Annotated in this window: 23 protein-coding genes; 21 read left to right on the top strand and 2 right to left on the bottom strand. The window is 61.6% G+C overall.

Annotated elements, in window-relative coordinates; all coding sequences use genetic code 11:
• Window positions 1-43: 43 nt before the first annotated feature.
• The 4 genes from H1Y61_RS14375 to H1Y61_RS14360 are packed head-to-tail and all read left to right on the top strand — an operon-like array spanning window position 44 to window position 1,503.
• A complete protein-coding gene (locus tag H1Y61_RS14375; protein WP_180572985.1) occupies window positions 44-613 on the top strand; it encodes a head-tail connector protein in 570 nt (189 codons plus the stop codon).
• Window positions 613-951 (top strand): phage head closure protein, encoded by a 339-nt coding sequence (locus H1Y61_RS14370; RefSeq protein WP_235680746.1) that lies wholly within the window; start codon window positions 613-615, stop codon window positions 949-951. Before H1Y61_RS14375 ends, H1Y61_RS14370 begins: the two co-directional genes overlap by 1 nt.
• Entirely contained in the window at window positions 948-1,124 is a 177-nt protein-coding gene (locus H1Y61_RS14365; protein ID WP_180572984.1) for a hypothetical protein, read from the top strand. Before H1Y61_RS14370 ends, H1Y61_RS14365 begins: the two co-directional genes overlap by 4 nt.
• Window positions 1,105-1,503 (top strand): DUF3168 domain-containing protein, encoded by a 399-nt coding sequence (locus tag H1Y61_RS14360; RefSeq protein WP_180572983.1) that lies wholly within the window; start codon window positions 1,105-1,107, stop codon window positions 1,501-1,503. The genes H1Y61_RS14365 and H1Y61_RS14360 overlap by 20 nt, the downstream gene beginning before the upstream one ends.
• On the opposite strand, the gene H1Y61_RS14355 is transcribed toward H1Y61_RS14360, so the two are convergent.
• Window positions 1,493-2,737 (bottom strand): MFS transporter, encoded by a 1,245-nt coding sequence (locus tag H1Y61_RS14355; protein WP_180572982.1) that lies wholly within the window; start codon window positions 2,735-2,737, stop codon window positions 1,493-1,495. The genes H1Y61_RS14360 and H1Y61_RS14355 overlap by 11 nt on opposite strands.
• A 353-nt stretch (window positions 2,738-3,090) precedes the next feature.
• On the opposite strand from H1Y61_RS14355, the gene H1Y61_RS14350 reads away from it, so the two are divergent.
• From H1Y61_RS14350 to H1Y61_RS14270, 17 genes are all read left to right on the top strand, one after another.
• Window positions 3,091-3,492, top strand: coding sequence for a phage major tail protein, TP901-1 family (locus H1Y61_RS14350; protein WP_180572981.1), 402 nt, complete (start codon window positions 3,091-3,093; stop codon window positions 3,490-3,492).
• 37 nt (window positions 3,493-3,529) lie between these two features.
• Complete coding sequence (locus tag H1Y61_RS14345; RefSeq protein ID WP_235680744.1) at window positions 3,530-3,904, top strand: gene transfer agent family protein; 375 nt, start codon at window positions 3,530-3,532, stop codon at window positions 3,902-3,904.
• A 59-nt stretch (window positions 3,905-3,963) separates the two neighbouring features.
• Window positions 3,964-4,149 carry a rcc01693 family protein gene (locus tag H1Y61_RS14340; RefSeq protein WP_409363941.1) on the top strand — a complete coding sequence of 62 codons (186 nt, stop codon included), beginning with the start codon at window positions 3,964-3,966 and terminating at the stop codon, window positions 4,147-4,149.
• A 12-nt stretch (window positions 4,150-4,161) separates the two neighbouring features.
• Complete coding sequence (locus H1Y61_RS14335) at window positions 4,162-4,761, top strand: phage tail tape measure protein (protein ID WP_174110310.1); 600 nt, start codon at window positions 4,162-4,164, stop codon at window positions 4,759-4,761.
• Window positions 4,762-4,770: 9 nt separating this feature from the next.
• Window positions 4,771-5,406: a DUF2460 domain-containing protein gene (locus H1Y61_RS14330; protein WP_180572978.1), complete on the top strand. Its 636-nt coding sequence runs from the start codon at window positions 4,771-4,773 to the stop codon at window positions 5,404-5,406.
• A complete protein-coding gene (locus H1Y61_RS14325) occupies window positions 5,403-6,293 on the top strand; it encodes a DUF2163 domain-containing protein (protein WP_180572977.1) in 891 nt (296 codons plus the stop codon). The genes H1Y61_RS14330 and H1Y61_RS14325 overlap by 4 nt, the downstream gene beginning before the upstream one ends.
• 10 nt (window positions 6,294-6,303) lie before the next feature.
• Window positions 6,304-6,738 carry an NlpC/P60 family protein gene (locus H1Y61_RS14320; RefSeq protein ID WP_180572976.1) on the top strand — a complete coding sequence of 145 codons (435 nt, stop codon included), beginning with the start codon at window positions 6,304-6,306 and terminating at the stop codon, window positions 6,736-6,738.
• A gap of 3 nt (window positions 6,739-6,741) precedes the next feature.
• Window positions 6,742-10,599, top strand: a complete 3,858-nt coding sequence (locus H1Y61_RS14315) for a baseplate multidomain protein megatron (RefSeq protein ID WP_180572975.1) — start codon at window positions 6,742-6,744, stop codon at window positions 10,597-10,599.
• A gap of 43 nt (window positions 10,600-10,642) precedes the next feature.
• The gene (locus H1Y61_RS14310; RefSeq protein ID WP_174110315.1) at window positions 10,643-10,882 is read left to right on the top strand and encodes a hypothetical protein; all 240 of its coding nucleotides are present in this window, start codon (window positions 10,643-10,645) and stop codon (window positions 10,880-10,882) included.
• Between the two features lie 179 nt (window positions 10,883-11,061).
• Window positions 11,062-11,430 (top strand): hypothetical protein, encoded by a 369-nt coding sequence (locus H1Y61_RS14305; protein ID WP_174110316.1) that lies wholly within the window; start codon window positions 11,062-11,064, stop codon window positions 11,428-11,430.
• A 134-nt stretch (window positions 11,431-11,564) separates the two neighbouring features.
• Window positions 11,565-12,239 carry a response regulator transcription factor gene (locus tag H1Y61_RS14300; protein WP_060715959.1) on the top strand — a complete coding sequence of 225 codons (675 nt, stop codon included), beginning with the start codon at window positions 11,565-11,567 and terminating at the stop codon, window positions 12,237-12,239.
• Window positions 12,240-13,655 carry an ATP-binding protein gene (locus tag H1Y61_RS14295; RefSeq protein WP_180572974.1) on the top strand — a complete coding sequence of 472 codons (1,416 nt, stop codon included), beginning with the start codon at window positions 12,240-12,242 and terminating at the stop codon, window positions 13,653-13,655.
• Window positions 13,656-13,886: 231 nt separating this feature from the next.
• Entirely contained in the window at window positions 13,887-14,306 is a 420-nt protein-coding gene (locus tag H1Y61_RS14290; protein ID WP_180572973.1) for a hypothetical protein, read from the top strand.
• A 237-nt stretch (window positions 14,307-14,543) separates the two neighbouring features.
• Window positions 14,544-15,692, top strand: coding sequence for a c-type cytochrome biogenesis protein CcmI (ccmI, locus tag H1Y61_RS14285; protein ID WP_180572972.1), 1,149 nt, complete (start codon window positions 14,544-14,546; stop codon window positions 15,690-15,692).
• On the top strand, window positions 15,689-16,138 hold the full coding sequence (gene ccmE, locus H1Y61_RS14280; RefSeq protein WP_180572971.1) for a cytochrome c maturation protein CcmE: 450 nt from the start codon (window positions 15,689-15,691) through the stop codon (window positions 16,136-16,138). The genes ccmI and ccmE overlap by 4 nt, the downstream gene beginning before the upstream one ends.
• A complete protein-coding gene (locus H1Y61_RS14275) occupies window positions 16,135-18,135 on the top strand; it encodes a heme lyase CcmF/NrfE family subunit (protein WP_180572970.1) in 2,001 nt (666 codons plus the stop codon). Before ccmE ends, H1Y61_RS14275 begins: the two co-directional genes overlap by 4 nt.
• Window positions 18,132-18,590, top strand: a complete 459-nt coding sequence (locus tag H1Y61_RS14270) for a cytochrome c-type biogenesis protein (RefSeq protein ID WP_174110320.1) — start codon at window positions 18,132-18,134, stop codon at window positions 18,588-18,590. The genes H1Y61_RS14275 and H1Y61_RS14270 overlap by 4 nt, the downstream gene beginning before the upstream one ends.
• 60 nt (window positions 18,591-18,650) lie before the next feature.
• Here the strand turns inward: H1Y61_RS14270 and H1Y61_RS14265 are convergent, their stop codons facing one another.
• Window positions 18,651-18,941, bottom strand: a complete 291-nt coding sequence (locus tag H1Y61_RS14265) for a hypothetical protein (RefSeq protein WP_180572969.1) — start codon at window positions 18,939-18,941, stop codon at window positions 18,651-18,653.
• Window positions 18,942-18,972 lie beyond the last annotated feature (31 nt).

The raw sequence follows: 18,972 nt of genomic DNA, 5'->3' as shown, positions 1-18,972 counted from the left end.
GGGGTAGATCCTTGCTCCAACATTCTCCCGGAGACCCCAACACATGACCATCACCACCCTCACTCCGCCGCAAGCGGAGCCGCTGACCCTTGTCGATGTGAAGGCGCAATTGAAGATCGATACCGATGATGAAGACGATCTTCTCTCCGGCCTGATCACCGCTGCCCGCCTGCATCTGGAGGCCGAGACCGGGCTTTGCCTGATGCGCCAATCGCTGCGGCTCTATCTGGATGACTGGCCTGACAGCGAGGTGATTCAGCTTCCCAAAGGTCCGGTGCAAACCATTGATGCCGTGACGGTTTTTGATGAAAATGTCGATGAACTTCATCTTTTACTGAAAGATTATCTGCTGGACGGACAAGCGCGGCCAGCTCGGCTGTGGCTGCGGGAACGGCCCTTGCCGGGACGGCCAATCAACGGCATCGAGATCGACTTTACCGCAGGCTTTGGCACGGCGGCCACCGATGTACCCGATACGTTGCGCCGGGCGATGAGCCTGCATGTTGCGGCCATGTATGCGTTTCGGGGTGTAGTGGCGCTGGCCGATCAGCCTGCTGCCCTGCCGGTCGGCTATGAACGGCTGGTCGCGCCTTTTGTCCGCAGGGGCCTGTGATGGGCACCTACACCATGCCCGATCCGGGCCGGATGACGGCACGCCTCACGCTTGAGCAGCCGGTCAATGAACCCGACGGTCAGGGCGGGGTGAGCCAGGGTTGGCAGGCGATTGCCACGCTCTGGGCGCTGATCGAGCCGCAATCCTTCACCCGTGAAGAACGCGGCGAAGCGGAAATCGCCACCATAGACCAGACCGTGACCATTCGCTTTCGCACCGATGTGGCGCGCGGCCATCGGCTGGTGAAGGGCACGCGAATCCTAGTGGTCCGCGCGCTGCGCGACCCGGATGAGACCAAGCGGTTTCTGCTGCTGGATTGTGAGGAGGAGGTCAGATGAGCCTGCAATTTTCAGCAAATGGGCAGCAGGGCGCGGTGACAGATTTTACCGCTGCGTTGCGGCGCAGGGTGGAAGACGCCGCCAGCCGGGCGGCTGCCAAAAGACAAAGCGCGGCTGAGGAGCCGAAGGGCGAGCGTATCGGGGAGGTGGCTGATGACCAGTCCGGTCAATGACTTGCTGACCGCAATGACGGCGGCGGCGCTTGCCGATGCCAGCATTGCGGCGATCATCGGTGCTGATGGGGTGAAGGATCGGCGGTTGCTGCGCTCCGCCCAGCCTTACCTGATGGTAGGCGAGGTGACGGTCACGGATCTTTCCACCGATGATGACGGGTTGATCGAAACGCTGGTCAGCTTGCAGGCCTGGTCCTCACTTAGCCGCCGCGAGGCGGAAAGCCTGGCGGCGATGGTGCGTGCCGTGTTGCAAGATGCGGCGCTGTCGCTGGTCTCTGCCCGGCTGATTGCATTGCGCCATATCAAGACCGTCAGCCGCCGCGAGGCAAAGACCGGCCTGTTTCTGGCCGAGCTGCAATTTCGCGCTGTCATTGAATGATTTTGGTCCGGCGCGCCAGCATGGCCAGAAAGATCAGTGCTGCCAGCACCAGAGCGCTGACGGCGAGGGTGAAGGTTAGAAGCAGCGGCAGGCCGCCGCGATCCAGCAGGCCGGCGATCACCACCGGCGACAGTGCCTGGGAGATATTGCCGGGCAGTGCCAGTTTGGCGGAAATCCCCGCGTAGCGGCTGGCGGAAAAGAAGCCGAGAGGCAGCACGGTGCGCGAAATGGCCGACAGGCCGGAACCGATGCCATAGGCACCGATAAACAGGCCGAGCATCCATACGGAGCCATGGCCGAATATCAGCGCCAGAAAGCCGATGACGATCAGCCCGGTTGCCACAAGGCCTGATGTGACGGGCGAGGCGCGTTTTCCGGCAAGAGTATCGGCGGCGCGGGCGGAAATGCCCAGCACCGAGCGCAGCGACCCCAGTTGCAGGGCCAGCGCTGGTGTGGCGCCAGCCTGTGTGAGCATTTCAATCAACGAAGAGGAGACGCCGAAGGTAACGCTGCTGAAGCCGATGCTGATGATGGCAAGCGCGATCATCGCCCGCTTTTGTTGGCGTGCTGTCAGCGACATTGGTTCGCGGTCGGCTGCCGCCTGCGCCGTTTGCGACCGGGCTTTGATGGGCGGCAGGGCGAAGCGATGCAGGGGAACCAGCACCAGAAGATGGCAGGCTGCTGCAATCAACAGCGTGTCGCGCCAGCCCAGCAGGCCAGTCAGCCAGCTGAGCAGCGGCCAGAAAATCGCCGTTGACAGGCCGGTGAAAATCATCAGCAGGCCGATGACGCTTTTCGCCGACGAGCCTTCGCGCTCGACGACTGCCGTATAGCAGGCCACGCTGAGCGCCAAGGTGCCAGCAATGCCGATGGTGAACCAGGCGGCGAAATAGGAAGCCATGCCTTGGGCTTGCGAGAGCAGTGCGAGGCCGAAAGCAAACACAACCGAGCCCGCCGCCATGACCTTGGCGGCCCCATGTCTTTCCAGCAGGCGGCCGCTGGCCGGTCCGGCAAAGCCCATGATCAGCAGCATCACCGTGGCGCCGAGAAAGCCGGTTTCGTTGCCGATGCCGATATCGGCGGCGATGGTGCGGCCGAGAACGCCGAACAGGTCGAAACTCGTGCCCCAGCCGACAATCTGGCTGATGGACAGCACGGCCAGCAGCCGCAAGCGCGCCAGCGATGCGGCATTGTCGGGAATGGGACTGGGAGAATCGGAGGGGAGAGCGGACATGCAAGGAACCTAATCGGTAAATCAGCATAGTGCCGCATCTGTGTAAGTTTCGTGACACGGCTGTGTCTGGTCCAGACATTTACATCTGTTTGCAGCACTGGTGCGGACAACCTTTACTGTCTTTTTACGCGAGTTTTCGCGGTCACACCAGTTTTGGTGCTTCCCCTGCGGGCCTCTTGGTCTCCTTAACCTTCGTCCTGGGTTTTCTCTCTGAAAAAGGGATGGGCGGTCGTGCCGGTTTGGCCGGGTCCGCGCGTGGGAGAGACCCCTGAAAACGGGGAGGGGGTGGATGTCGCCCTGGCGTGGTTGGCGGCCGGATTGCGGATTTCTAGTTATTTTCAAGGAGATTTTTTATGGTGGCCCAGAGGGGTAAGGACCTGCTGCTGAAGATTATCAGCGGCAGCGATTATGTAACCGTTGCAGGACTGCGTTCGCGCAAACTGGCCTTCAATACCGAAACCGTCGATGTGACCGATGCCGACAGCGCCGGGCGCTGGCGTGAGCTTTTGGCCGGTGCCGGTGCCAAACGCGCCTCGCTATCGGGGGCCGGGTTGTTCAAGGACCAGTCCTCCGATGAACTGGTCCGGGCGGCGTTTTTTGCCGGTTCGGTGTTGAGTTGGCAGGTGGTGATCCCGGCCTTCGGCACGGTGACTGGCCTGTTTCAGGTGACGGCGCTGGACTATTCCGGCGAGCATGATGGCGAGTTGAAATTCGACATCGCGCTGGAATCGGCCGGGCGATTGCCTTTGAGGTGACGGCATGAGCGGGGGGACGGGGAATGTTAGGACGGGCATGCGCGCCAACCGCAGGCGCGGCGAAGTGGAGGCGGTGATCGATGGCGAGCGGCGGATTTTATGCCTGACGCTTGGGGCGCTGGCCGAACTGGAAGCTGCCTTTGCCGCCGACAGTCTGGCGGATCTTGCCCTGCGGTTTTCCAGTGGCAAGCTTTCCAGCCGCGACCTGATCCGCATTCTGGCGGTCGGTTTGCGGGGCGGTGGCAATTGCTGCGCCGATGAGGATGTCGCCGATATGTGCGTCGAGGGCGGGCTTGCGGCCTGCGTCGCCATTGTCCGCGAATTGCTGCTGGTTACGTTTGGAACGTCCGATCAGTCCGCCTCAGCCGGGCAGGCCGCTTCGATAGGGGAAGGTGATCTCGCCCGCCCTTGAGTGCCGCAGCGGGTCGATCCGACACGGCAAAGCCGCCTCCCTTTCCATGGGAGGCGGTGATGCATGCCGGATTTCACCTGCTGCGGCTGACCCCGCAGGCCTTCTGGGCGCTGACCCCACGCGAATTCGCCGCCATGAGCGGGGCGTTTCGCCCGGTCCCGACAGCCCGCGCCGATCTTGCCCGTGCCGACCTGGAGGCGCTGATGGCCCGCTATCCCGACCGTGCCTTTTTGGCAGCAACATAGAAGAGGTAGACCATGGCCGATGACGATACCCTGTCCTTCGGGATCGATCTCGACGCTTCCGGGGCGACCAAGACCCTCGACGATTTGGAAAGCCGCTCGAAAAGCTTTGGCAGCGCGCTGACATCGGCGCTGAAATCCGCCACGAGTGGCGGTGGCGATCTGGAAGACACGCTGAAATCGCTGGCGAGCCAATTGTCCAGCATCACCCTGTCATCCGGGCTGCAACCGCTGCAAAGCAGTCTGTCGTCGCTGGCCTCCAGCGCCACATCCAGCCTGTCATCGGGGATCAGCTCGCTGTTTGCCTTTGAGAAGGGCGGCGTGCCCGGCTCGATCACGCCTTTTGCCTCTGGTGGGGTGGTGTCCAGCCCCACCTATTTCGGCATGGATGGTGGCAATACCGGGCTGATGGGTGAGGCGGGCAGCGAGGCGATCCTGCCGCTGAAACGCGGCTCGGACGGATCGCTGGGGGTCGCCACTCAGGGCGGCGGCTCCTCCGGGACGCAGGTTAATGTCAACGTCACCACCCAGGATGCGTCGAGCTTCACCAAGAGCCAATCGCAGATTTCCAGCCTGCTGGCCCGTTCCGTCAAGCGCGGTCAGCGCAATTTGTGAGGTGAAGCCATGACAACCGCCTTTCACGAGGTGCGCTTTCCGCTGCGCGTGTCGCTTTCAACCAGCGGCGGGCCGGTGCGGCGCACGGACATTGTCAACCTGTCGAATGGGCGCGAAGTGCGCAACCAGCGCTGGGCCAATTCGCGCCGTAGCTATGATGCCGGGTCGGGGGTGAAATCGCTTGCCGATCTCTATACGATCCTGGAGTTTTTCGAGGCGCGTGGTGGCCAGATGGCCGGGTTCCGGTTTCGCGATCCGCTGGATTCCAATTCCGCCGGGCCGGGGCGGGCGGTAACGGCGTTCGACCAGCAGATCGGCATCGGCGATGGCGTCACAGCCAGCTTCCAACTGGTCAAAAACTATGGCGATGCCGGTGGCGGGTGGAACCGCAGCATTGCCAAGCCGGTCGATGGCACCGTGCTGATTTCGGTGGATGGCGAGCCGGTCAACGGGTTCAACTGCGATAGCTCCACCGGGCTGGTGTCTTTCAATCAGGATTTTATTCCTGCCTCCGGTGCCGTCATCCGGGCAGGCTTCCAGTTCGATGTGCCGGTGCGTTTCGATACCGATCGGATTGAGATCAATCTCGAAGCCTTCAATGCGGGTAGCATTCCCTCCATTTCGCTGACGGAGATCATTCCATGAGGACAATCGATGCCGCTTTGGCGCGTCATCTGGCGGGTGACGCCACGACGCTGTGCACCTGCTGGCGCGTCACCCGCAGCGATGGGATGGTTTTAGGCTTTACCGATCATGACCGGGATCTGACCCTGCGCGGCACACTGTTTCATGCCGCAAGCGGTTTTTCCGCCAGCGATGGTGAGGCGGAAAACAGTCTGGCGGCTCCGACCTCCGAAGTTGCCGGTGGTTTTTCCAGCGAGGTGATTACCGAGGCCGATCTGATCGCCGGGCGCTATGACGGCGCGCGCATTGAGGTCTATCGTGTCAACTGGCAGGTGCCGGACCAGCATGTTCTGCTCAAGGTGCAGGATGTTGGCGAGGTCAAGCGTCAGACGGGGCAGTTTACCGCCGAATTACGCAGCTTTGCCGCCAAGCTCTCCCAGGATCAGGGCCGCACGCTGGGTCGCCGCTGCGATGCCAGCCTGGGCGATAGCCGCTGCGGTATCGATTTGAGCATTGAGGGCCGCACCGTCAGCGCTGTTCTGGTGGCGATGGCAGCGTCCGACCGGCTCACGGTTTCGGGGCTGTATGCCTATGGTGAAGACCATTTCCGCTATGGCCGGATTACCGTGACATCAGGGGCCGAGACCGGCCTGACCGCCGAGATTGAAACCAGCCGCCCGGGAGAGGACGGCACGGAGCTGACACTGTGGCTGCCCTTGGAGGTGACATTGTCACCTGGCGACACACTGAGCGTCACCATCGGCTGCGACAAGCGCTTCGCCACCTGCCGCGACAGCTTCGCCAACGCCGCCAATTTCCGCGGCTTCCCGCATATGCCGGGCAGCGATTTCGCCTATTCCTATGTCAGCGGCCAGACGACCCATGACGGGTCGGTGCTGTTTGAGTGAGGGGGATTGCATGCCCTCCATCAACACCCGAGTCCTCACCCTCGCCGAGGGCTGGATTGGGACGCCTTATCGCCATCAGGCCTCCACCAAGGGCGTCGGCTGCGATTGTCTCGGTTTGGTCCGAGGCCTCTGGCGGGAGCTTTATGGGCAGGAGCCGGAGGTAACGCCTGCCTATGCGCCTGACTGGGCCGAGCGGTCGGGAGAGGACCGGCTGATCGAGGCGGCGGGGCGGCATTTCATCTCAGTGTCTAGCCTTGGCGAGGCCTTGCCCGGTGATCTCCTGGTCTTCCGGTTTCGCGCCCATTACGCCGCCAAGCATCTGGGGCTTTTGGCGGCGGACCAGCAGTTTATTCACGCCTATGAGCAGGCGGCGGTGGTTCGCTCCGCTCTGGTGCCAGCCTGGCGGCGGCGTGTCGCAGGCGTCTACCGTTTTCCGGAGAAGTGATCGATGGCAACTCTTGTTTTCCAGGCAGCCGGTGCGGCCATTGGCAGCATATTCGGGCCGGTTGGCACTATGCTGGGACGCGCCGTGGGGTCGCTGGCTGGCAATATGGTCGATCAGGCGCTAATCAACGGCAGCTCCACCACGACAGGCTCGCATCTGTCGTCGGCGCGGATCGGTGGGGCCAGCGAAGGCACGGCGCTGAACCGGATCTATGGCACGGTGCGCATTGGCGGCACGCTGATCTGGGCGACGCGGTTTGAGGAAAAGACCACCACCGAGACCTCCGGCAGTAAATCCACCGGCAGCAAGACCAAGAGCTATGACTACTACGGCAATCTGGCGCTGGCTTTGTGTGAAGGACCGGTGGCGGCGATCCGCCGGGTCTGGGCGGATGGTGAGGAAGTGGATCTGACCGAGGTCGAGATGCGCTTTTATCCTGGCAGTGAGGATCAGGGCGTCGATCCGCTGATTGCTGCCAAGCAGGGCGAGGGCAATGCGCCCGCCTATCGCGGCGTCGCCTATGTGGTATTCGAGCGCCTGCCGCTTGATGATTACGGCAACCGTCTTCCCGTGCTGCAATTTGAGGTGATCCGCCCGCTGGGCAGGCTGGAAAGCCAGGTCAGGGCCGTGACCATTATTCCCGGTGCCACCGAGCATGGCTATGCCACCACAGCCATTACCGAGGAAACCGGCGATGGCGAAGAGCGGATCATCAACCGCAACACGCTGGTGGCCGCCACCGACTGGCAAGCCTCGCTGGATGAATTGCAGGCGGTGTGTCCCAATCTCGTCCGCGCCGCGCTTGTCGTCAGCTGGTTCGGCACCGATCTGCGGGCCGATCAATGCGCCATCGTGCCGGGGGTCGAAGTGGCGAGGCGTGACGAGGAGAGCCGCGCCTGGAATGTTGCGGGCATTGGGCGCGCACAGGCCCGGCTGGTCAGCCAGAACGGCGGTGGCCCGGCCTATGGCGGCACGCCGAGCGACAAAAGCGTGATTGAGGCGATCAAGGATCTCAACAGCCGGGGCATTGCCACCTGCCTCTATCCTTTCGTGATGATGGATATTCCCGCAGGCAACGGCTTGGCCGATCCCTATGGCGGAACCGAACAGGCGGCCTATCCGTGGCGCGGTCGCATCACCTGTTCACCGGCCCCGGGTCTTGCCGGTTCGCCTGACGGCACGGACGCGGTGGATGCCATTGTCGAGGCCTTCATGGGCAAGACCACGGTTGATGATTTCTTCGTGCTCGGCACCACCATCCTTTATACCGGCAACAAGAATGGCCGTGATAGCGGCTATCGGCGGCTGATGCTGCATTCTGCGCTGCTGGCGAAAGCCGCAGGCGGGGTGGACAGTTTCGTGATCGGCTCGGAACTGAAGGGCCTTACGACCCTGCGCGGTGCGGGCAACAGCTTTCCCTTCGTTGCCGCCTTGATGCGGTTGGCTGAGGATGTGCGCGCCATTCTGGGGAGCCAGACCAAGCTGACCTACGGGGCCGATTGGAGCGAGTATTTCGGCTATCACCCTGATGACGGGGCCGGCGATGTGTTCTTCCATCTCGATCCGCTCTGGGCCAGCGCGGCCATCGATGCTGTTGGCATCGACAATTACATGCCGCTGTCGGATTGGAACGACGCGGATTTTACTGCGGATAATCCGGATGGGTTTACTATTGCCGATGACCGTGCCGCCATGCAGGCGCAGATTGCCGCCGGGGAGGGCTATGACTGGTATTACCCAAGCCTTGCCGCCCGCAAGAAACGCGAGCGCGCCGCCATTACCGACGGGCTGGCGGGCAAGCCCTGGGTCTATCGCTATAAGGACATCCAGTCCTGGTGGGAAAACCACCATTGCAACCGGGTTGGCGGCGTTGAGCTTTCCACGCCAAGCGCCTGGGAACCTAAGATGAAACCGATCTGGTTTACCGAATTGGGCTGCCCGGCGGTGGAGCGTGGCGCCAACCAGCCGAACGTGTTTCCCGACCCGAAATCCTCGGAAAATGCGCTTCCGTATTTTTCCTCTGGCATGCGCTCGGATGCCATGCAGCGGCGGTTTCTGGAGGCGCATCTGGGCTATTGGCAGGGGGAGGCGGCGCCCGCTGGCATGGTCGATGCCGACCATATCTTTCTCTGGACCTGGGACAGCCGACCCTTTCCGGCCTTTCCCTATGATACCGATCTGTTTGCCGATGGCGACAATTGGCGCAGCGGCCATTGGCTGAACGGCAGGCTGGGCGGCGGCACGTTGGCCGAGGTGATTGCCGCGATATTGGAAGATTGCGGCTTTAGCGATTACGATGTGTCCGCTGTTAGCGGGGACCTCTCTGGGTATGTGCAGGGCGATGTCTCCTCGGCCCGTAGTCTGATCGAGCCGCTGACCGAGGCCTTTCTGATTGACGTGATCGAGGACGGCGCCGTGCTGCGGTTCCGCTCACGCCAGGCGGCCAGTTTGAAGGCGGTCGAGACCCGGGTTTTCGTCGATACCGAAGATGAACCGTTCTGGACCGAGACCCGGGGCGATAGCACCGATTATGCCGGCCAGGCCGTACTGGATTTTTACGATCCCGCTAATGATTACGAGGATGCCAGCGTCCGCTCGCGCCGCGTGGTGGGGACCTCCGCCAAGCTTCTGTCCAGTGATTTGCCTGCGGTGCTGGATGAGGCGAGCGCTTTGGCCGTGGTTGAAACCCAATTGCGCGATCACCGGATCGGGCGGCGCAGCCTGACCCTGTCGCTGTCGCCCTCGCAGCTGGCGCTTCAGCCCGGTGACGTGCTGACCTTGCCGGAAGGGCCATCCGGCCGGTTCCTGATCACCCGGATCGAAGACAGCAGCACGCTGTCGTTGGAATTGACCGAAGTGGCAGCGCCGGTGTCCAGCGCGATTACGGTTGCCAGCAGCGGGCGGGTGCAGAGCGGGCGGGCTTCGGACGGGTTTGCGCCGCTGTGGCGGCTGATGGACCTGCCGCGCCTTGACGATGGCGAAGACGGCAGTTTTGCGCGCGCCGCGGCCTATGCCAGCCCTTGGCGTAAGATCGTGCTGTCGTCATCCGCCGAGACCGAGAACTATGCGACCCGTGCCGTGGTGGATGGCCCAGCAACCCTCGGCAGCCTGTCATCGGCATTGGCTGCGGGCGTGTCGGGCCGGTTCGATAGGGCCAATCGTCTGAGTGTTACTCTGTCCTATGGCAGTTTTTCCTCCGGTTCCCGCCTGTCGGTGCTGAACGGCGACAACCGCCTGGCGGTCAAGGCCGCCAACGATATCTGGGAGGTGATCGGTTTCCAGACGGCGAAGGAGGTGGAAAGCGGCGTCTGGCAATTGTCCGGCCTGTTGCGCGGTCTCTATGGCACGGAGGATGCGATGGCGGCGGGCGCGGTTGCGGGCGCGCAGGTGGTTCTGCTCAACAGCGCGGTCACGGCGCTTGATTTGTCCAACAGCGAAATCGGCCTGACGCTGAACTGGATCGCCGAGGCCGCAGGCACCAGCCTTGCGGCCAAGGGGCCGGTTAGCTTTTCCGGTGGCGTGCGGGCGTTGACGCCGCTTTCCCCGGTGCATCTGCGCGCCAGCCGGGGGGCAAGCGGCGATATTGCGCTGACCTGGGTCCGGCGTGGCCGCACCGATGCCGATAATTGGACACCATCCGATATTCCGCTCGATGAAGAAAGCGAACGCTACCAACTCGATATTCTCGACGCTGGAAAGGCGGTGCTGCGCAGCGTCACCCTGACATCTGCGGCCTACACCTACAGCGCCGCTTTGCAGGCCGCAGACTTTGGCGCGGCACCCTCGGCGCTTTCCATCCGGGTCCGCCAGATTGGCCGCCATGCCAGCGGCATCGCGGCTGAAACAGTATTCACCTTTTGATTTCCAAACCGAAAATCTCCTCCGTAAACAAGGGAAAATTGACATGAATGACGGCAAACCGTGGTATCTGTCCAAGGCTGTCTGGGGTGCGCTGGTCGCGATATTTGCGTCTGGATTGCAACTTGGCGGGTTCGAGCTTGGTCTGCTGGAACAGGGGCAATTGACCGACGGGTTGGTGGCGCTGGCCGGATCGGTGGGCGGGCTGGTGGCGCTCTATGGCAGGCTGGTGGCAAGCCACGCCATCGTGCCGAAGGCGGGGCTGTTGCCCCCGGAAAAACCCTGAACCGGGATGGAGATCGCAGTCAATCTGCCAATAATCTAATCAATTGAAATGCTTGCCCTGTCGCAGATCTGTCATGCAGATCGTGCCGGAGGTCAAGATTACCATGCATTCATTTGCCATTCAGCCGCTGTTCGGTAACACTGACGCCACGATAACCGAATGCGGCAGAGTGGCAGTTGATGGCATCCAAATCGATCATAGGCAGTATCGCAGCCGGGCTTATTGCCTGGACGGTACCGGCGACCACAGCGCCGGTCCCCGATGCCGTGCCTATGTCGCAGATGTTGTCTGGCCCCAGTGGGTCGTCTGCACCTGTCATCGTCCAGGCGCAGAACCAGAATCAGAACAGCGACAATTCCGACAATAGCGACAGCAAATCCAATGGCAGGGTCGATTGCCGTTCGGCGGCGCTCAAGGCTGTCGAGCAGGCAGGCGGACAATTGCTTTCCGTGCGGCTGTCGGGCGGCCAATGCGTGGTTACCATCCTGGTGCCGGGGACCGGCGATAATGCAAGGCCGCGCAAGATGACGGTTCAGGTGTCCCGCTGAGGCTGGTTTTGGGCCAAGGAGTAGTGTAAGACTTTCTATCTGTTGGATATTTTTTCTCATGCGGGCTGGTTTTACCGGACCTGCGCGCAAGATCGCCCGGCTGGCGCCAGCATGGCAAAACGGAGAAGTGAAGAATGCGCATTCTCGTCGTCGAGGACGATGTCAACCTGAACCGCCAGCTGGTCGAGGCGCTTCAGGAGGCAGGCTATGTGGTTGACCAGGCCATGGATGGTGAGGAGGGGCACTATCTCGGTGATACGGAGCCCTATGACGCCGTGATCCTCGATATCGGTTTGCCGACCATGGATGGCATTACCGTACTGGAGAAATGGCGCTCTGCCGGACGTGTCATGCCGGTGCTGATTCTGACGGCCCGCGACCGCTGGAGCGACAAGGTCTCCGGTATCGATGCCGGTGCCGACGACTATGTCACCAAGCCTTTCCACGTCGAAGAGGTGCTGGCGCGCATCCGGGCGCTGATTCGCCGCGCCGCTGGCCATGCATCCTCGGAAATTGCCTGCGGGCCGGTGCGGCTCGACACCAAGAGTTCCAAGGTGACTGTGTCGGGCAAGGCGCTGAAACTCACCTCGCATGAATTCCGGCTGCTGTCCTATCTCATGCATCACATGGGGGAGGTGGTGTCGCGCACCGAGCTGGTCGAGCATATGTATGACCAGGATTTCGACCGGGATTCCAACACGATCGAAGTGTTTGTCGGGCGGCTGCGCAAGAAGATCGGGCTGGACATGATCGAGACCGTGCGCGGTCTCGGTTACCGGATCAAAGCGCCTGACAGCGTCGAGGGCTAGGTGTTCCGGGTCAAGTCTCTCACCCTTCGCGTTCTGCTGTCCGCCACTCTCTGGTACATCATCGCGCTGGTGACGATGGCCGTGGTGATTTCGGCGCTGTATCGGCAGGGGGCAGAGCGCTCTTTCAACGATCTTTTGCGCGCCCAGCTTTATAATGTCGTCAATTCCGTTACGGTTGGCGATGGTGAAAGCCTGTCCGGCAGTCCGGCGCTGGGTGATCTCAGGTTTTCGCAGCCCGGAACCGGCTGGTACTGGCTGGTCGAGCCGCTTGGCTCCTTCAATGCCGCGCCGCTGGCGTCCACCTCGCTGGGACTGACCAATTTGCCGGTGCCGAGCTTTGAGGAAAGCCCGTTCGACCAGAATTACGAGCGGTTTTACGGCATGACAGACAGTTTCGGCAACCGGCTGCGGATCGCCGAGACCGAGGTGATCCTCGACGAATCCGGCCGGGCGGCGCGGTTTCGCGTGTCTGGCAATCTGAAAGTGGTGGAAGACGAAATCACCGGATTTTCCCACCGGCTTTATGCGGTTCTGGCGATGTTCGGGGTCGGCGGCCTGTTGGTTAATGCCGTCACCATTATCTTCGGCCTGAAGCCGCTGGATCGGGCGCGCCGGGCGCTGGAGCGGATCAGGGGCGGCGAAGCGGAGCGGATCGAGGGAGAGTTCCCCCGTGAGATCGAGCCGCTCGCCAATGAAATCAATGCCCTGATCGACAGCAATCATCGCATTGTCGAGCGCGCCCGCATGCAGGTCGGCAATCTCGCCCATTCACTGAAAACCCCGATTGCGGTGCTGCTCAACGAGGCGCGGGTGCTCGATCCGCCGCATGGCGAGGTCATCAAGGCCCAGGCGTCGGCTATGCAGAGCCAGGTCGGCACCTATCTCAACCGCGCCCGCATCGCTGCCCAGCGCGAATCGGTGCTGTCACGCGCCGAGGTGGAGCCGGTGCTGGAACGGCTGGTGCGGGTGATGCGCAAGCTCAATCCGGACAAACAGTTCGAGGTTCAGCTGGAAAGCCCAGGTTCAGGACAAGGCCTGGTTCTGGCGATGGAAAGCCAGGATCTCGAAGAAATCCTCGGCAATCTCCTGGAAAATGCCGCCCGTCATTCAGAAACCACTGTGACGGTAACCGCCCGGATCGCGCCGGGCGGCGAGGTCGGGCTCGATCCAGGCCGTCGGGCCTGGTTGGAAATCATCGTCGAGGATGACGGGCCGGGTCTTGACCCCGACCAGATCGGCGAGGCGCTGAAGCGCGGTCGCCGGCTGGACGAAAGCAAGCCCGGGACCGGGCTAGGCCTGTCGATTGTCAAGGAAATCACCTCGGAATACCAGGGCAAGTTTGGCCTGTCGCGCGGCGTCAACGGGGGGTTGCTGGCCAGGCTGGTTTTACCGGCCCTGTCGCGGGACGGGGCGTGAAGTGGCTTTGGCGCCAGATGATGTCTGCCAGCGGATGTCGGATTGAAAAGCCGAATTCGGATTTTTCCTGACACGCTCCAGTTTAACAAATGTCAAGTTGGCAAACTCTATGGCAGGGATCGAAATGGCGGCTTGCAAAGTCGTGCGGTGTCGGGCTTATCATAAGAGACTACAGCAACGTGTGGTTTGACCACAAAATGTCATGAAAAACAGAATTTGGAATTGCAGGCTATGAGGAAGATCAGCACCGGTTTTGCATTTGCCCTGCTGGGCTGCGTCCTGGCACTGACCTCCTGCAAGACGACCGGTGGCAGCAGCGGCCTGATCGGCAAATCCACCACTTCAAGCTCGCTTTATCTCAACGCGCTTCAGGGCGGCATTGTGTCGCGGACCGGTGCTGAACTGGACAACAGCCAGAAGCAGCGGGCACTGGCGGCCGAATATCAGGCGCTGGAAGTAGCCCCCGGCGGCCAGACGGTGACCTGGCGCGATGACGATGTTTCCGGCGAAGTGGTGGCCGCAGCCCCTTATCAGGTGGGCAATCAGAACTGCCGCCAATATCGCCACAAGGTAACGGTCGATGGCAAGACGGTGGAGGCACGCGGCGTCGCCTGCCGCAATGAAGACGGGACATGGACGCCTCTGACCTGAATCACATCATCGCGGGTCGATGCTGCTTCCCCTTGACTTAAGTCAAGGCTGATGGAAGGTCGGTTGTTTAAGACGCCATCAGTTGCACGATAGTGTGGACGGCGTTCCAAAACGTCATAGAACCCTCCGGGTTCGGAGCATTTCCAGGAAAAGTGTAAAACGGTTTTCCGTTCGGAAATGCGTACAAAAAAGAGATAGAGTCTTTCAGCGTTTCGCTGAAAGACTCTAGGGAGCCTTATGCTGTTCTGGGTTGAAATTGCTGTTCTGACCTTTGCCGTTGCGGCGGCCTTCCTGTTGCCGCTGACACGGGCGCAGCAGCGTGGCGAGCGTGAGACCCGCGATGGTGCGATGGCCGTCTATCGGGATCAATTGCAGGAACTCGACCGTGACCGGGCGGGCGGGCTGATTTCCGCCGAGCAGGTGGATTATGCCCGCGCCGAGATTGCCCGCCGCCTTCTGGCCGCCGATAATGGTGATGAAACTCAGGCTGTCAAAAGCGCGCCTCGCAAAACCTCGCGCAACGGTCTGGCGCAGGCCTTCGTTGTTCTGCTGGTGCCAGCAGTCGGCCTTGGGCTTTATCTTGCCCTTGGCAGTCCCGGCCTGCCATCGCAGCCCCTACAGGCCCGGTTGGAAAATCCTGGTAATGACATGAGCCTGCTGATTGCCCAGGCCGAGCGCCATCTGATGCAAAAGCCTGAAGACGGCGCGGGTTGGGATGTGCTTGCCCCGATCTACCTGCAACAAAACCGCATGGGCGAGGCGGAACTGGCCTTTCTCAACGCCATCCGGTTGAAAGGTGCCAGCTCCGAGCGGCTCAACGGTCTTGGCGAAGCGCTGATTGCCCAGAGCGATGGCGTGGTGACCGATGCGGCCCGCGATCTGTTTTCGCAATCCGTGGCGCTGAATCGCGACAATCCGCGTGCCGCCTATTATCTGGCGCTGGCGTTGGAACAGTCCGGCAAACGCGACGAGGCGCTGGCTGCCTTCAAGACGATTGCGGCCCAATCCCCGCCCAATGCGCCGTGGCAGCCACTGGTCGCCCGCCATATTGCCCGAAATGGTGCGGATGCTGCTGCAACGCCTGCACCCCTTGGAAATCCTGATGCTGCCGCTGTGGCCGCAGCCCAGGGCTTGCCGGACGGCGACCGTCAGGCGATGATAAAAGGCATGGTTGAAAGCCTGGATGCCAAGCTGAAGGCCGATCCGAACAATTTTGAAGGCTGGGTGCGGCTGGTGCGCTCCTATACGGTGTTGAAGGACAACCAGCGGGCGCTCGAGGCCTTGAAAACCGGGTTAAAGACCTTCCCGGCCGACGGGGAGCAAGGCAAACGGTTGATCGCCATGGCGCAGCAATTGGGATTGCCGGTCGAGGAGGCGCTGAAATGACCCGCAAGCAGAAACGTCTGGCCGTCATCGCCGGGGGCGTCGGTTTCATCATGGTGGCCGTGTTGCTGGTTCTGTTCGCGTTCGGCCAGTCTATCGCCTATTTTTACATGCCATCGGATCTGGCCAAGGCGCCGGTTGGCCCGGGCACCCGCATCCGGCTGGGCGGGCTGGTGGCGGAAGGCTCGGTCAAACGCGACACCGGCTCCACCGTCCGTTTTGCCGTCACCGATGGCACGGCCACGGTGCCGGTGACCTATACCGGCATTCTGCCGGATCTGTTTCGTGAAGGGCAGGGCGTGGTGACGGAAGGGGTGTTTGGCGCTGGCGGCACGCTGTTTGATGCCGATACGGTTCTGGCCAAGCATGACGAGAATTACATGCCGAAGGAAGTTGCCGACCGGATGAAGAAGGACGGCGTCTGGAAGGGCGAGGGAGAGGCGAAATGATCATTGAGATCGGCCATTACGCGCTGGTGCTGGCGCTGGCCGCCGCACTCCTGCTTTCGGTCCTGCCGATGCTGGGGGCGCGCAGGGGCGATACAGCCATGATGCAGACGGCAGTGACCGGCACCTATGCGCTGTTTGCGTTGGTGCTGTTTGCCTTTGGTGTGCTGGCTTACGCCTATCTGGTCTCGGATTTCTCGCTGCTGAATGCCTATCAGAATTCCCATTCGCTGATGCCCGCCATCTATCGCTTCTCGGCGGTCTGGGGCAATCACGAGGGATCGATGATGCTGTGGCTGTTGATCCTGACGCTGTTTTCGGCGCTGGTCGCCCTGTTCGGCAGTAATCTGCCCGACCGGCTGAAAGCCAATGTGCTCGGCGTTCAGGCCTGGATTTCCACGGCCTTCATCCTGTTCATCCTGATCACCTCCAATCCCTTCATTCGCCTCAACCCGGCGCCTGCCGAGGGGCAGGATCTCAATCCGGTTTTGCAGGACCCCGGCCTCGCCATCCATCCGCCGCTGCTGTATCTCGGTTATGTCGGTTTTTCCGTGTGTTTTTCCTTCGCCATTGCTGCGCTGATCGACGGGCGGATCGATGCCGCCTGGGCGCGCTGGGTTCGGCCCTGGACGCTGGCGGCCTGGACCTTCCTGACGGCGGGCATCGCCATGGGCTCCTACTGGGCCTATTATGAACTGGGCTGGGGCGGCTGGTGGTTCTGGGACCCGGTCGAAAACGCCTCCTTCATGCCCTGGCTGGCAGGCACTGCGCTGTTGCATTCGGCGCTGGTGATGGAAAAGCGCGATGCGCTGAAAATCTGGACGGTGCTGCTTGCCATCCTCACTTTCTCGCTGTCGCTGCTTGGCACATTCCTGGTGCGCTCCGGCGTGTTGACCTCGGTACATGCCTTTGCCACCGATCCCAGCCGGGGAATTTTTATTCTCGCCATCCTCATCCTGTTCATCGGTGGTGCATTGTTTTTGTTCATGCTGCGGGCTCCGCATTTGAAGGCAGGCGGGCTGTTCCAGCCGATCTCGCGCGAAGGCGCGCTGGTGCTGAACAATCTGATCCTGACAGTGTCTACCGCGACGGTGCTGATCGGCACGCTCTATCCGCTGCTGCTGGAAACCCTGACCGGTGAGAAGATCTCGGTTGGCGCACCCTTCTTTAACCTCACTTTCGGCCTGTTGATGATCCCGCTCCTCGTCGCTGTTCCGTTCGGGCCGATGCTGGCCTGGAAGCGCGGCGATCTGCTGGGGGCACTGCAACGGCTCTATCTGGCAGCTGCGCTGGCCTTTCTGGTTGGGCTTGTGTTCTATTATCTCCAGAATGGTGGTCCGGTTCTGTCCGTGCTGGGGTTGGCCGCAGGCTTTTTCCTGATGTTCGGAGCACTGGCCGATCTTGCCTATCGCTCGGCTTTCGGCAAGCAGAAGGCAAGCGTCGCCTTTCGCCGGTTGATCGGCCTGCCGCGCTCGGCCTTTGGCACGGCGCTGGCGCATTTTGGCCTCGGCGTCACTGTGCTGGGCATTGTTGCTGTGACCACGTTTCAGAGCGAAATGGTGGTGGAGATGAAGCCCGGCCAGACCGTGGAGGCCGGGGGCTTTTCCCTGACTTATGACGGGCTGCGTTCTGCCAGGGGGCCGAATTACACCGAGGATCGCGGTCATTTCACCATCCGGCGCGGCGGGGTTTCCGAGGGCGATGTGTGGTCGTCGAAACGGCTTTATACGGCAAGGCGCATGCCGACCACCGAGGCGGGTATCCGCAGTTTCGGTTTCAGCCAGCTCTACGTTTCGCTTGGCGATGCCATGGCCGACGGCGGCATGGTGGTGCGAATCTGGTGGAAGCCATGGATTCTCTGCATCTGGGGTGGGGCGCTGGTGATGATGATCGGCGGCTTCGTCTCGCTCTCCGACCGGCGTTTGCGCGTCGGTGCTCCAAACCGCAAGGCAAAGGCGGCGGCCAATGGTGCCGTCAAGGGCTTGGAGGCGGCGGAATGAGGGCGCTTTTCGCCGTCTTCCTCGGCTTTTGGCTGTTGCTGGTCCAGCCCGCTTTTGCCGTCAATCCCGATGAAATGCTGAAAGACCCGGCCTTGGAGGCCCGCGCCCGGCACCTGTCGGGGCAATTGCGCTGCATGGTCTGTCAGAACCAGTCCATCGACGACAGCAATGCCGAACTGGCCCGCGACCTCAGGCTTCTGGTGCGCGAGCGGATCGTCAAGGGCGATAGTGATGATGATGTCATCCGCTATCTTGTGTCGCGCTACGGTGAATTCGTGCTGCTGAAACCACGCTTGACGTCGGAGACCTTGCTGCTATGGGGCGCACCGGGCTTGCTTCTGTTGGTTGGTGCCGGGGCAGCCTTTGCCTATAGTCGCCGCCGCAGGCGCGTGGCTGCGGCAGAGCCGTTGACTGCGGATGAAGAGGCGCGATTGAAGCGGCTCTTGGAAGAGTAGGGGCCGGTTCCCACGAAAACCGGGAGGAGTCCTGCGGCAGGACGCGGGGATATGTCCCTATTAGAAAAGCGGGATTTCGATCGTTGTGGGGTGATCGCTCGCCACGCCACTCACGCCTTGACGATAGACACGGTTGGGAAGCGGGTGGGGCACGCGCTTGGCGAAAGTTGTGCGCATGAAAAGCATGACACGACGATCGGTTATCGCGTTACCGGTCGATTTTTCCATATAGATTTTTGCCGGGCGTCCTTTGGCGTCTGTTACCAAACGAATGGCGCCGATCTCCTTGTGTGGGGCAGAGACGCAGCCTGTCAGTATTGCCGCGAATAAACAGAGTGAAATACGATGCATAGAAATCCCCGGATCGGCTCAGGATGTGTAA

The organism is Agrobacterium vitis (assembly GCF_013426735.1).
In the GTDB taxonomy this organism is placed as follows: Bacteria; Pseudomonadota; Alphaproteobacteria; order Rhizobiales; family Rhizobiaceae; genus Allorhizobium; species Allorhizobium vitis_D.
The sequence above is the reverse complement of the archived record's forward strand: the minus strand, read 5'-3'. Positions and strand labels throughout refer to the sequence as shown.

What these genes read in the sequence shown, in the direction of transcription:
- H1Y61_RS14355 (WP_180572982.1), bottom strand. Translation starts at nt 2,737, where the DNA reads ATGTCCGCTCTCCCCTCCGATTCTCCCAGTCCCATTCCCGACAATGCC.
- H1Y61_RS14345 (WP_235680744.1), top strand. Translation starts at nt 3,530, where the DNA reads ATGCGCGCCAACCGCAGGCGCGGCGAAGTGGAGGCGGTGATCGATGGC.
- H1Y61_RS14270 (WP_174110320.1), top strand. Translation starts at nt 18,132, where the DNA reads ATGAGGGCGCTTTTCGCCGTCTTCCTCGGCTTTTGGCTGTTGCTGGTC.
- H1Y61_RS14265 (WP_180572969.1), bottom strand. Translation starts at nt 18,941, where the DNA reads ATGCATCGTATTTCACTCTGTTTATTCGCGGCAATACTGACAGGCTGC.
- H1Y61_RS14375 (WP_180572985.1), top strand. Translation starts at nt 44, where the DNA reads ATGACCATCACCACCCTCACTCCGCCGCAAGCGGAGCCGCTGACCCTT.
- H1Y61_RS14305 (WP_174110316.1), top strand. Translation starts at nt 11,062, where the DNA reads ATGGCATCCAAATCGATCATAGGCAGTATCGCAGCCGGGCTTATTGCC.
- H1Y61_RS14325 (WP_180572977.1), top strand. Translation starts at nt 5,403, where the DNA reads ATGAGGACAATCGATGCCGCTTTGGCGCGTCATCTGGCGGGTGACGCC.
- H1Y61_RS14360 (WP_180572983.1), top strand. Translation starts at nt 1,105, where the DNA reads ATGACCAGTCCGGTCAATGACTTGCTGACCGCAATGACGGCGGCGGCG.
- ccmE (WP_180572971.1), top strand. Translation starts at nt 15,689, where the DNA reads ATGACCCGCAAGCAGAAACGTCTGGCCGTCATCGCCGGGGGCGTCGGT.
- H1Y61_RS14365 (WP_180572984.1), top strand. Translation starts at nt 948, where the DNA reads ATGAGCCTGCAATTTTCAGCAAATGGGCAGCAGGGCGCGGTGACAGAT.
- H1Y61_RS14335 (WP_174110310.1), top strand. Translation starts at nt 4,162, where the DNA reads ATGGCCGATGACGATACCCTGTCCTTCGGGATCGATCTCGACGCTTCC.
- H1Y61_RS14340 (WP_409363941.1), top strand. Translation starts at nt 3,964, where the DNA reads ATGCATGCCGGATTTCACCTGCTGCGGCTGACCCCGCAGGCCTTCTGG.
- H1Y61_RS14330 (WP_180572978.1), top strand. Translation starts at nt 4,771, where the DNA reads ATGACAACCGCCTTTCACGAGGTGCGCTTTCCGCTGCGCGTGTCGCTT.
- H1Y61_RS14320 (WP_180572976.1), top strand. Translation starts at nt 6,304, where the DNA reads ATGCCCTCCATCAACACCCGAGTCCTCACCCTCGCCGAGGGCTGGATT.
- H1Y61_RS14370 (WP_235680746.1), top strand. Translation starts at nt 613, where the DNA reads ATGGGCACCTACACCATGCCCGATCCGGGCCGGATGACGGCACGCCTC.
- H1Y61_RS14315 (WP_180572975.1), top strand. Translation starts at nt 6,742, where the DNA reads ATGGCAACTCTTGTTTTCCAGGCAGCCGGTGCGGCCATTGGCAGCATA.
- H1Y61_RS14290 (WP_180572973.1), top strand. Translation starts at nt 13,887, where the DNA reads ATGAGGAAGATCAGCACCGGTTTTGCATTTGCCCTGCTGGGCTGCGTC.
- H1Y61_RS14350 (WP_180572981.1), top strand. Translation starts at nt 3,091, where the DNA reads ATGGTGGCCCAGAGGGGTAAGGACCTGCTGCTGAAGATTATCAGCGGC.
- ccmI (WP_180572972.1), top strand. Translation starts at nt 14,544, where the DNA reads ATGCTGTTCTGGGTTGAAATTGCTGTTCTGACCTTTGCCGTTGCGGCG.
- H1Y61_RS14300 (WP_060715959.1), top strand. Translation starts at nt 11,565, where the DNA reads ATGCGCATTCTCGTCGTCGAGGACGATGTCAACCTGAACCGCCAGCTG.
- H1Y61_RS14310 (WP_174110315.1), top strand. Translation starts at nt 10,643, where the DNA reads ATGAATGACGGCAAACCGTGGTATCTGTCCAAGGCTGTCTGGGGTGCG.
- H1Y61_RS14275 (WP_180572970.1), top strand. Translation starts at nt 16,135, where the DNA reads ATGATCATTGAGATCGGCCATTACGCGCTGGTGCTGGCGCTGGCCGCC.